An 11,332-nucleotide genomic window follows, 5' to 3' on the forward strand; every position below is an offset into this window, starting at 1 on the left:
CATCACCCGTGTTCGCCGCAGGATGCCGCAATGCATCCGACGTAGGGCGTGGACAATTGCCGTACCAGCTCGGTCGATCGCTGGTCGGGATGCCGCACAGTGATTCCAACCGTCATCCGACGGTGGCGCGTCATGCACCCCTAAGCACGGCGTAGGGCCACGGCCTCACTTCCGACAACCGCATTTATTCGGGAGGTGTCGTGATGAAGAACAACTCGGCCGGCTGACACACACCAATTATCTTTCGTCCCGATGAGCGTGTGTCGCTTCGCGGCACACGCTCATCGGCAGCGCAGCCGTTCCCGCTCGGGAAGGAACAGGTGTGACCCCGGAGACGACCCACCCGATGACCCTCGGCCAACTGTCGGTCTGGCGGGACATCGAAAGAATGCATCCGGAGAAGTGGTGGGAGGGCAACCTCTGCTTTTCCTGGTCGTTGCCGGAAAATGTGACAGCCGCGGACGTCTGGCGTGCGGTCGGGGCGCTCGGCATGCGGCACGCCTCGCTGCGCACGACGTTCGACGTCGAGGACCCGGCAGATCCGCGGCAGCGCGTCGCGGTGGGATCCCCCGCCGACGTGGTCGCGGCGGTACGACAGCCCGACGGCGAGACGGGGATGTCCCGGATCGAGACCGAGGAGATCAAGCGCCCGTTCACGCTCACCACCGACCTGCCGTGGCGGGTGTGGCTGACCGAGGGCGACGGCCGACCCCGCGACCTGCTTGTCGTCATCCACCACATGGCCGCCGACGGCGCGGGCATCAACACCATGGAGCGGGACTTCTACGCGCTGCTGGCCGGAGAGGCCCTGCCACCGGCGCCGCAGCCCGCCGAACTCGCGACGCGGCAACGCTCCGGCGACATGGACGCGCGGCTGCTCGCCGCCGAGTCGTACTGGCGCAAGCTGCTGTCGGGAGCACCCCGGCGGACCCCTCCCGCACCGGGACCGGTGCTCCGGGCGACGATGCACACAGGCATCCCCGAGCCCATCCTCCGCCAGGCGGCGCGCGGCATCGGCGTCACAGTCGCGGGGGTGCTCCTGACCGCGTACTGCCGGGCGATCATCGCGACGGGCACCAGCAGCACGCCGGTTCTGCTCTATCCGATGTCGTCCAACCGCTTCGACCCGGCTGTCACCTCGCTCGTCACCTCCATGAACCAGTGGGTCCCGCTGCTGGCCGCACCGGCCCCGGACGACTCGTTCGCGCACACCGCGCGCGCCCTGTACGTCCGGAACATGCGGGCCCTCAAGCACGGGGTCTACGACCCCGACTCGGTGGCGCGGATTCGCGAGGACGCCGAACGGGAGGGCGGCCCGCTCGACCCGGGATACCACTTCACGTTCCTCCTGCCCCCGATGGTGGTGCGGCCACCGGAGACGATCCAGGAATCGCGGATCGAGTGGCACGTGCCGATCCGGTCGACCGGGCCCGGCTTCTACCTGATGGCCAACGCCGACACCACCGTCCGGTTGACCGTCCGGGTGATCCGCGAGGGCTACCGCCGCGAGGAACTCGACGCTCTGCTCGCCGCCATGCGCGACGACCTGCTGGACCTCGTCCGCGCGAACGCGGAGGCCACCGAATGACCACGACCGCGCCGCCCACCACCGTCCCGGTCACGCCGAGCCTGTGGCGTCACCGGGACTTCATGACGCTGTGGACCGGGCAGACCCTCAGCGAGACCGGTTCCGCGGTGTCCACCCTCGCGGTTCCGCTCATCGCGGTGTCCGTGCTGAACGCGTCGACGTTCTCGGTCAGCCTGCTCCAGGCCGCCGGGATGGCGGCGTACCTGCTCGTGGCGCTGCCGGCCGGGGTCATCGTCGACCGGATGCGCAAGCGGCGACTGATGGTGTTCTGCAACCTGCTGCGGGCCGTCGCGATGGGCACCATCCCGCTGGCGTTCTTCGCCGGTGAACTCACCATGGCGCAGTTGTGGCTGGTGGCGGCCCTGTGCAGCGTCTGTTCCGTCTTCTTCGAGGTGGCCTACCAGTGCTACCTGCCGGCGGTGGTGCGCTCCGACCAGCTGCTGGACGCGAACGGCAAACTCAGCACCACGTACTCGGTGGCCCAGGTCGCCGGCATCGGGCTCGGCGGAGGTCTGGTCGCGGTCTTCGGCGCGGCGCGGACGGTCCTCATCGACGCCGCCTCGTTCGCGGTCAGCGCCGTCTCGCTGCTCCTGATCCGGCGCAAGGAGCCGGAGGTCGCCGCGCCGGAGGGCCCCCGGCCACGGCTGCGGGAGGAGATCTCGGCCGGCCTGGCGTTCGCCTTCCGGCATCCGGTGCTACGGAAGATCGTCGCGGCCAGCGGCACCCTGAACGTGTTCAGCCAGGTCATCTACGCCCTCTCGGTCATCTACCTCGTCCGGGTCCTCAAGCTGACGCCGGCCGAGGTGGCCGTGCAACTGGCTCTGGGCACGGCCGGCGGCATCGCCGGCGGGCTCGCCTCGGGCCGGCTGGCTCGACGGATCGGCACCGCCCGCATCATCTGGGTCTCCCTGCTCGGGCTCGGTTGGACGATGCTGCTGGTGCCGCTGGCCGAGCCCGGCTGGCGGGTCGCGTTCTACACCGTCGGGATGACAGGCTTCGCCGCGCTCTGCGCGATCTACAACGCGGCCCAGATCAGCTACCGGCAGCAGATGTGCCCGCCGGAACTGCTCGGCCGCCTCACCGCCGGGGTCCGCTGGATCGTGTGGGGGGCTCTGCCGATCGGCGCGGTCCTCGGTGGCGCGCTGGGCACCTGGCTCGGCGTCCGCGAAACCCTGGTGATCGCCGCCCTCGGCGTCTGGGCCTCCGGACTGTGGGTCTACTTCTCCCCGCTGCGCAGGATGCGAAACTTCACACCCGAGCCGGCCACCCAGCCCTAGGAGCGAGTCGTCGACGAGGCGCACGGACGTCAGCGCGTCGAGCCGGCCAGCGCCGCCCACGTCCGCGCCACCCCGGTCCGCAGGTCGGTGACGGGACGCCAGCCCAGCACCGCCGACGCGCGCGTGACGTCGAGCCAGATGTCCCGCCGGTCGAAGGCCCGCCGGTCGGCGTACCGGATGGTCAGCGGCCTGTCGACGGTCGCCGTCACCACCTCCAGCAGCTCGGCGAGGGAGGTGGGACGGCCCGCGCCGACGTTGAGCACGACGCCGTCGAGCGCCTCCCGGGCGTCGGGGTCCAGGTGCCGGTCCCACACCGCCAGCAGGGCGGCCACGACGTCGTCGATGTAGACGTAGTCGCGGCGGGTGACCGGGTCGCCGAACACCTGCAACGGCCGGTGCGCGGCCGCCGCCTCCAGCCAGTGGGACACCACACCGAGCCCACCCTCGGCGCGCTGGCCGGGCCCGTACACGTTGGACGGCCGCAGCACGACCGGCCGGAGGTGGTCCGCGGCCTCGCGCAGGGCCTGCTCCTGGGCCAGCTTCGCCCGGCCGTAGACGCTGTCGGGGCCGAGTGGGCGGGTCTCGTCCACAGGCGGGGGCACGTCCGGGCGGTACGCCGTCCCACCGGACCCGAGCAGGACGACTGTGGGCCGACGGGCGCCCAGCTTGCACGCCTCCAGCGCGGCGGCGAGGGCACGCTGGTCCAGCTCGACGAGTTCGGGTCGGCTCGCGGCCCTCTTCGGCGTGACCGTGCCGGCGGTCCAGAAGACCAGATCCGCCCGCCTGATCGCGTCGACGTAGCGGTGCTCCTCGGCGGCGTTGCGGGGTCGGGTCAGCCGCTGCGGAGGCCGGCGGCGGCGTTCGAGCGCACGGCACAGACTGGCCCCGATGAACCCGTCCGACCCGACGACCACGGTGACCGGGGCAGCTACCGCACTCACCCCGGCACCTCGGTCCGCGCGGCGTGGGCCGCCAGCTCGGCGGCGTAGTCGGCGGTCCCCTCGCGGGCGGCAAGCAGGTTGCGGTGCAGGGTCTCCAGCAGGTCGAGGGAGTAACCGCTGTCGCGCCACTCCTGCTCGGTGACGCCGTAGCCCAGCCGACGCCACAGGTCGGCGTTGACCTGCTCGTGCGCGCCGAAGGGCGCCAGCAGCACGATCGGCGTGGCCGACCAGAGCGAGTCGATCAGGGTGCCGCCGCCGGTCTTGCAGAGCATGGCGACGCGGTGCCGGGCGAGATCGAACGAGTCGTGGTGCGACAGGCCCCTTCGGTACCGCACCGTGCCGTCGGGAAGGATCTCCCCGAACGGCGGGAAGCCGTCGTCCTGCCACGCCTCCCACTCCGGGTCGATCATGTACGCCCGGCAGCCGGGGGGCAGGCCGGACACGTCGGCCGGGTCGTGGGTCACCACGTCGACAGCCAGCCCCGCCCGGGCGAGATCCGCCGCCCGGTCCCGGTAGGTGCCCAACCCCCAGCCGCCGCCGTGCGCCAACAGGCGTGGCTCCCGCCGCTGCCACGGCACCGGGTCCTCGTCGCCGACGCGGATGCTCGTCGGCGCGGTGCCCCGCTCGGCGTCGAACATCCACACGTGCCGGAAGCGCTCCGTACGCGCCCGGAAGAGGTTGAAGGAGGCTGTCGGCGCGGCGTCGAGGTGGCAGATGTCGACCCGGGGCGTCCGGGCCGTGAGCGCCTCGTACCGTTCGACGACGGGCACCCAGAAGCCGGAGAAGATCACCACCTGGTCCACGTCCGCGGCCCGCCACCCGTGCAGCAGGTCACCGACAGCGGCGTCGTCGAGCGCCGGCATCTGGTCACGCACCATGCGCTGGGCGGCCACCGCGAGCTTGAAGTTTCCGCGGAAGGCCAGCTTGGCAGCCCGCAGCCTGTCGAGTTCGTCAGGTCGCAGCAGCCGCTCGAACACCTCCACGCGCACCTCGACCCCGAGGTTCCGCAACCGACCCGCCAGGATGAGGGCCGGTACGTGGGTGCCGAGCGTCGCGCCCGACGTCAGCAGCACAGTCGCCATCGTTGCTCCGATCGTCGGGAGTCAGGTGACGAGACTCGGGGCGCCGGCCGTCGCGACGAGCGCGTCACCCACCTGCGCTTCCAGGGCGACCCGGGTCGCGTCGTCCGGGGCGAACACCGCGAAGAAGAGCCGGCCACGGGGCGGGGTGAGCGTCCCCGAGGCCAGCGGCAGCACCCCGGGGTCGTCGCCTCGGAACAGCACCTTCGCGTCGTCAAGCGCCGACACCAGCCGGGCCACCGTGTCACCTGGCCGCACCGGCGTCGTGCGGCAGCGCAACCAGGAGCGCAGGCCGACCGTGCGGGCCCGCCGGTCGAGGTGCAGGTTCAGCAGGCCCATGGATCGCCTGGCGTTCACCTCCAGCACCGGCACGAGCGTGCCGTCGCGCAGCCGCAACCCGTCGACGCAGGCGGGACCGGTGTAGCCCTCCGCCGCGAGGGCAGTCCCGACCCGCGCGATCACCTCCCGATGGGCGGTGGTGTCGAGGCTCGCGTGCTGATCCGCGGGGAGCGGACCGGAACCGCGGTACGCGAACTCGGCGTTGTCGACGTGCTGCACGCCCCACCACCGCACCGCGCCGCTCGGGTCGACCTCGATATGGGTGGAGAAGCTGGACGCCTCCTCGAAGAGGGGCTGCACCAGCAGTTCCACCCGAGCGCCCCGCGCGACCTGCCGCTCCAGGTGCCGGACGACGGTGTCCAGCACCCGAGGGTTGGTGACCCGCAGGGCGCCCCGGCCGGCGACCCCGTACGGATCCTTGAGCACGACGTCGCCCTGCGCGTCCTGCGCCAGCCGCCGCACCTGCCGGGGCGTGGTGGCCAGGACGGCCGCGCCGGGCAGGCAGACGTCCCGGACCAGGTCGTTCGACCAGACCTTCGAGTTGACGCGGGCGGCGACCTCGACGGCGGGGACCGCGGCACGGAGGCCGAGTCGGTGTACCGCCACGGAAGTGTCCGGCCGGACGGCGTAGAACGCCGCGGCCCACCCGGACATCGCCGGCAGGGACGTGCCGCCGGTCGCGGCCAGGCGCTCCTCCACGGTGTCGTCCCGCGGACCCGGCACGGCCGCGACCCGTGGCGCGATGCCGGCGACCGCAAGCGCCTCGACCAGGGCCTGCTCCATCGGCTCGGCGGTGAGCAGCAGATCGCCGGGAGCGCACCCGACCGCCAGCAACTCGTCCATGCCGCGACGTCCCCGGCTGCCGCCCGCCGTCGGGCCGGCGGGCAGCCCGGCGAGGTCCTCCGGCCGCCACGCCGCCTCCGCGTCGAACGAGCCGAAGTGAACGGTCCCGCTCACCTCACCGGCCATCGCCGTCGAGGGCGAAGTGACAGAACGCCTTCACCGACTCCAGGTGGATGCTGTCCAACGACTCGAAGTCGATCTCGACGTCGAACTCCTCCTCGACGGCGAGCAGGAACGTGATCATGTGCAGCGAGTCGATGCCGAGGTCGAGCAGCAGATTCGTGTCCGCCGTCACCTCCTGGGCCAGCGCCGGATCCTCCAGAACCCGCGCGAGCAGGGCCGCCATGCGGGTGACCACCTCTGCCATGCGTTCACTCCCCGCTCAGGTAGAGAAGGATGCACTTCGAGCACACAGGCATGAGCCCGCTGTCGCGCAGGATGCCGCGGACCCGGGTGAAGCGCTCGCTCTGCCAGATGTCCTGCATGGACTGCTCACCGAGGTCGCCGATCACGAACTCGGGGAAGAACTTGCACGAGCTGACCCGGCCGTCGGCGTGGATCTCGATCCGGTTGGACACGGCCAGGCAGCGGCTGCGCCGCTGGGCGGGACGGGAGGTGCCGCGGATGAAGTCGTCGATCTCATCCGCTTCGACCTGCGGCTGGTAGCGCACCCGCAGATCCCACACCCGGCTCGCCAGTCGCGCCATCGACTCCTTCAGCACCGGCAGGTGCTGCTCGGGCAGCGCATAGGTGTACGAGTGCCACGTCGGCTTGTCGCCCGGCTCCGGCGGGTTGAGCCAGGAGAACGACTCCTCGTAGAGCCGGTCCATCGCCGACGCCGTCTCCGGGCTGATGTACCAGGGCAGCAGCCAGTACACCGAGTTGAAGCCCGTCTGCTCGGCCCACTCGGTGAACTCGTACATGCGGCCGACCATGTCCTCGCTGACCATGCACGCGACGGACAACTCGCCCTGGTACTCGCCGCGCCGTTGGAGGTCGAGCATCGCCTCGACGTTGCGCATGGTGCGCCGGAACGATCCCTTGCCCCGCAACGCCTCGTGCTCCGGCTCGAAGCCGTCGAGGCTGACCAGCAGGTTGAGTCGTGGCCCGATGGTCAGCAGGTGTTCCGCGTTGCGCTCCATCAGCAGGCCGTTCGTGCACATGTTGACGACTCGCGGCACGGCGCCGAGCAGCTTCGCGATCTCTCCGAACCGGGTGTGCATCAGGGGCTCGCCGCCCCACAGGAAGACCTTCGACTGCTCGGGCGCGGTCGTCTCCAGCACGTCCCGGACGATGTCGAGGTCGAGTTCGGAACGCCTGCGCTGGCTGTCGTAGTTGTGGAAGAAGCCCTGCTCGTTCCACTGGAAGCAGTGATGGCACCGCAGGTTGCACCGGTAGGTCAGCTGCATGCTGACCTCCTGCGGCAACGCGGTGGCGTAGAGGGGATCCGCCGCCAGATTGCGACGCGTCGCCGACCTGATCGCCACCGTCCGGCGCAGGTCGTGCAGTTCCCCGGACGTGAAGACCTTGTTGGTACGTGGGTAGGACATGCAGGCTCCCCGCTCGTCTGCCACGAAACGATTCGTGATGGATCGGGGGCCGTTCGCATCCCTACATGCGCACGAACCCCCGGTATCACAAGGGAACCGGCGGCGGTCGTCCGACGTGGATGTGAGTGTCCTGCTCACCCCGCCACGGGTCGTTCACCACCCTGACACATGAGGGTCTTCGCCGTAAACCCCTCAGCGCAGGGCGCGGAACAGCAGCAGGTAGGCGCAGTAGCCCAGGGGCACCACCAGGAAGCAGATCAGGAACCCGAGTGGCAGATAGCGGGGTGGGGTGCCGGCGACCATCGCGGGTCTCCCCCACCGACCCAGCACCAGATATCCCCCGAAGAACGCCAGCGCCGGCAGCCCCGCACAGATCCACGCGCCGAGTGTGAAGCCGTCGACCATGCCGACCCCGGAGGCGACCACCAGGATCAGCATGAGCACCCCCGCCGCCGCGCCGCACGAGGCGTAGACGGCTACCGCCCGCGCCAGCGGCGACCACGTCGGCAGCAGCGCCGGTCGTTGGGCCAGCAACTCGGCCTGCTGCCCGTGCCGGTCCGCCTCGTCGGCCATCCGCCGGGCCAACTCCAACTCCACCACCGGGTCGACCGCCGCCGCCCGCTGCGCCGGAACCCCGACGCCCGCCGGGCTCACCGCCGTCGGCAGCGCCAGCGGCGCCTGCACCGCCGGCAGCTCGGGGTACGCCCCGACACCCGCCCGCCCCGGCACGCCTGCTGCGCCGGCGGATCGGCCGTCCCCCGATCCGGGTGCGGCGGCCGAGCCGGACCCCGTCGGCGGACCAGGCCAGGCGGCGGAGTCACCTGCCGACCCGGTCGGCACCGGCGAGCCGGACCCCCCGGGCGGGACGCCGGGCCTCGCTCCCGGCATGTCGTCGCCCGGTGCGGCGGTCGGGCCGGGTGGTGGCTTGTCGACGCCGATCGCGCGGCCGAGCTGGTCGAGGCGGTGCCCCTGGGCGGTCAGCCGCTGGTGCAGGTAGTCGGCGGCGGCGTGCAGGCCACGGCGGCGCTCGGACTCGGCTGCGGCATCCCGCTCGCCGGCGCGGCGGTGCTCGGCGAGCTGTCGGGCCAGCGCCACGTACTCCTCGAAGGACACCGTCAACGCTCCCCGTACGACTCGTGCCCGTCGCGGGCGAACGGCACGATCAGCCTCGTGCGCTGGTCGTGCCGGTCGACAAGCAGCGCCCGGTCGGCGCGGGGCGTGTAGGCCAGGTCGTGCACCCCGAGGTGCAGGGCCAGCTCGGCGCCGGGCACGTTGAGCGCGACGAGGCAGGCGACGTCGTCGCGGTTCTGGGTGCCACCGAGGTCGTCGGAGAGCCGCCGCAGGCCACGCCACCAGCCGAGCAGGTGCACGCCCTGGGCGGGGCCGTGGCGCAGCAGCGTACGCAGGTCGTCCAGGCCGGAGCGGAAGGTGACCGGGTCGGCAGCACCGAGGACTCCGGCGGCGGTGTCCATCCCGAACACCACAAGGTATTCGCGGCCGGCCGGCTCGGCGGCCAGCGCGACGATCCGGTCGCGCAGCCCGGCCGCGTCGAGGCGGTGCACCGGGTGACCCGCGGCCCGCAGCGCCGCCTCGGTCTCGGCCGCGATCGGGTCGGCGGCGGTGACCAGGCAGGCCACCTGGAACCGGGCGTCGCCGGGGCTGTGCTGGCGGGCCAGGCTCAGCGCGGCGGCGCGCAGCACGTCCGCACCGGCCGGTGCGGTGCCCACCACGGCGAGGTGCCGGCCGGGGGTGGAGTCCATCAGGAACAGCGCCGTGGTGCCGTGCACGTCGACAGTCCGGCCGACAAGCGCCATGGGGCGCCGGCCACCGGGGCGCAGCCCGGCGAAGGTGGGATCGTCCTCGACGCGCGCCGCCTCGTACCCCTTGAAGACCGCCGGGGCCCGCGAGCCCGCCGGGCGGGCCTGCCACAGCTCGTGGCGCAGCGCGGCGAGGTCGGCCGCGGCGGCGTGCGCGTCGGGGAAGCGCAGCACGGTGTCCGCGCCGACCGCGCCGGCGGCCGTGTTGACCACTGCGGAGCCGATCGGCAGGGCCGCAGCGGCGTCGTTGAGCTGGTCGAGGACACCGCCGCCGCCGGGCAGCGCCACCCGCAGCGCGAACTGCCCGAAGATCGCCTCGGCCCGGCCGTAGAGCGCCTCGATGCCTGTCATGCTCTGACTGGCCAGCACCAGGTGGATGCCGTAGGAGCGGCCCTTGCGGGCCAGTTCCTCCAGCAGGTCGACGGATTCGCGGGCCAGCGCGTCGTTGCCGGCGAGCAGCACGTGGAACTCGTCGATGACGGCCACGATGCGCGGCAGCGGACTGTCCCGCGGCAGGTCGGCGAGCTTGGTGACGCCGTGCCGCTTCAGCGCGGTGGCCCGGCGCTGTGCCTCCCGGCGCAGCTCGCGCAGCACGGCGAGGCCGTACTCGCGGTCGGACTCGATGCCTACCGCACGGGCGTGCGGCAGCCAGGACGGGTCGCGGCCGGTGGGCACGAACTCGGTGAAGCTGACGCCCTCCTTGAAGTCGAGCAGGTAGAGCTGCAACTCGGCAGGCGAGTAGCGCGCGGCCAGCCCGTAGAGGACGTCGAGGAGGAAGACGGTCTTGCCGGCGCCGGTGCGCCCGCCGACCAGCCAGTGCGGGGTTGCGTCGTCGAAGGCGACAGTCAGCGCAGTGTCGAAGGCGACGGTCAGCGGCGCGGCGCCGGTCCTGCCGACGACTGTGCGCAGGCCGTTGGCCGCGGACTCGGCCCAGCGCCGCTCGGGCAGCAGCTCGGCGAAGGGCAGCGCGTCGGCGCGGCGGGCGGCGGCGCCGAGGTGCTCGGCGAGCGCACGCACCGAGGCCGGCGGCGGGTCGCCGTCGAGCAGCACCGGCGCGGCGAGGCCACTGCCGTCGGCACTGAACGGGGCGCCGGGCGGGTCGCCGACGTGCGCGTACCCCTCAGTGAGCCGGAGGGCGGTGGTGCTGCCCAGCGGCGGCGAGGTCTCGCCGGGCAGCCGGGACGGGTGGCCGGCGAGGAGCACGCAGACGGCGGCGGCCGGGCCGGCGTGGGTGAGCGCGGCGAGCCGGGCCAGCTCGCGCGGCGGCGGGGCGGCGGTGGCGACCACCAGCAGCAACTGACGGGTGGCGGGGTCGGCGTGCTGGGCGGCGCGGGCGTGCCGTTCGGCAGCGTCCAGCAGGGCGGCCACCTCGGCCTCGCTGGTGGCCGGAGCGTCGAGGACGCCGGCGTCGAGCAGCGGACGCAGCGGGCCGAAGGTGGCGCCCAGCGCGGCGGTGTCGATGCCGGTGACCCGGACCCGACCGGGTGGCGCGGTGGCGACCAGCCGCAGCACCAGCGCCCGCAGCAGCGCGGCGACGCGCCCGTCCCGGGCGTCGGTGTCCAGTGCCAGGTGGTGGCCGCCGCCGAGCGGCAGCAGGACGGGGAAGCCGCCGTCCTGGGTGGACGCCTCGCCGATCCGTACCGGAGCGGGCTCATCGGTGAGCGGCGTCGCTCCCGGGTCGGGAGTGGCGAGCGCGCCGCCGACACGGGCCAGGCGGGCCACCAGCTCGCCGACGCCGCCGGGAGCGGCAGTGGTGGCTGTCGTGCCGAGCGCCCCAACGGCATTGGCCAGATGTGCCCGGGCCGCCCGGTGGGAGTTGACCGCCTGCCCGTACGCCGACGCGAGCCTGCCCACCCTCTGCCCCCAACGCCAACGGCCGTCTGGTCCCGGAAACCCTA

General features: G+C 72.7%; 9 protein-coding genes. 2 read left to right on the top strand and 7 right to left on the bottom strand.

The genetic code is table 11. The features are described 5' to 3' along the window. Window positions 1–322 precede the first annotated feature (322 nt). Both OOJ91_RS10490 and OOJ91_RS10495 read left to right on the top strand, forming a co-directional pair. Entirely contained in the window at window positions 323–1,588 is a 1,266-nt protein-coding gene (locus OOJ91_RS10490; RefSeq protein ID WP_266244419.1) for a condensation domain-containing protein, read from the top strand. Continuing rightward, window positions 1,585–2,865 (top strand): MFS transporter, encoded by a 1,281-nt coding sequence (locus OOJ91_RS10495; protein ID WP_266244420.1) that lies wholly within the window; start codon window positions 1,585–1,587, stop codon window positions 2,863–2,865. The genes OOJ91_RS10490 and OOJ91_RS10495 overlap by 4 nt, the downstream gene beginning before the upstream one ends. Before the next feature lie 29 nt (window positions 2,866–2,894). Here the strand turns inward: OOJ91_RS10495 and OOJ91_RS10500 are convergent, their stop codons facing one another. The 7 genes from OOJ91_RS10500 to OOJ91_RS10530 form a co-directional block, all read right to left on the bottom strand. Continuing rightward, window positions 2,895–3,806 (bottom strand): NAD-dependent epimerase/dehydratase family protein, encoded by a 912-nt coding sequence (locus OOJ91_RS10500; RefSeq protein WP_266244421.1) that lies wholly within the window; start codon window positions 3,804–3,806, stop codon window positions 2,895–2,897. After that, the gene (locus OOJ91_RS10505) at window positions 3,803–4,888 is read right to left on the bottom strand and encodes a hypothetical protein (RefSeq protein WP_266244422.1); all 1,086 of its coding nucleotides are present in this window, start codon (window positions 4,886–4,888) and stop codon (window positions 3,803–3,805) included. The genes OOJ91_RS10500 and OOJ91_RS10505 overlap by 4 nt, the downstream gene beginning before the upstream one ends. A 21-nt stretch (window positions 4,889–4,909) precedes the next feature. Next, window positions 4,910–6,181: a hypothetical protein gene (locus OOJ91_RS10510; RefSeq protein ID WP_266244423.1), complete on the bottom strand. Its 1,272-nt coding sequence runs from the start codon at window positions 6,179–6,181 to the stop codon at window positions 4,910–4,912. Window position 6,182: 1 nt separating this feature from the next. Then, on the bottom strand, window positions 6,183–6,434 hold the full coding sequence (locus tag OOJ91_RS10515) for an acyl carrier protein (protein ID WP_007462887.1): 252 nt from the start codon (window positions 6,432–6,434) through the stop codon (window positions 6,183–6,185). A gap of 4 nt (window positions 6,435–6,438) precedes the next feature. After that, window positions 6,439–7,617, bottom strand: coding sequence for a radical SAM protein (locus OOJ91_RS10520; RefSeq protein WP_266244424.1), 1,179 nt, complete (start codon window positions 7,615–7,617; stop codon window positions 6,439–6,441). A 192-nt stretch (window positions 7,618–7,809) separates the two neighbouring features. Continuing rightward, window positions 7,810–8,730: a hypothetical protein gene (locus OOJ91_RS10525; protein WP_266244425.1), complete on the bottom strand. Its 921-nt coding sequence runs from the start codon at window positions 8,728–8,730 to the stop codon at window positions 7,810–7,812. 2 nt (window positions 8,731–8,732) lie between these two features. Then, on the bottom strand, window positions 8,733–11,288 hold the full coding sequence (locus OOJ91_RS10530) for an FtsK/SpoIIIE domain-containing protein (RefSeq protein ID WP_266244426.1): 2,556 nt from the start codon (window positions 11,286–11,288) through the stop codon (window positions 8,733–8,735). Window positions 11,289–11,332 lie beyond the last annotated feature (44 nt).

Origin of the sequence: Micromonospora lupini (assembly GCF_026342015.1) — a bacterium.
In the GTDB taxonomy this organism is placed as follows: domain Bacteria; phylum Actinomycetota; class Actinomycetes; order Mycobacteriales; family Micromonosporaceae; genus Micromonospora; species Micromonospora lupini_B.

Coding starts and splice junctions, on each gene's coding strand:
- OOJ91_RS10495 (WP_266244420.1), top strand. CDS start 1,585: ATGACCACGACCGCGCCGCCCACCACCGTCCCGGTCACGCCGAGCCTG.
- OOJ91_RS10505 (WP_266244422.1), bottom strand. CDS start 4,888: ATGGCGACTGTGCTGCTGACGTCGGGCGCGACGCTCGGCACCCACGTA.
- OOJ91_RS10515 (WP_007462887.1), bottom strand. CDS start 6,434: ATGGCAGAGGTGGTCACCCGCATGGCGGCCCTGCTCGCGCGGGTTCTG.
- OOJ91_RS10520 (WP_266244424.1), bottom strand. CDS start 7,617: ATGTCCTACCCACGTACCAACAAGGTCTTCACGTCCGGGGAACTGCAC.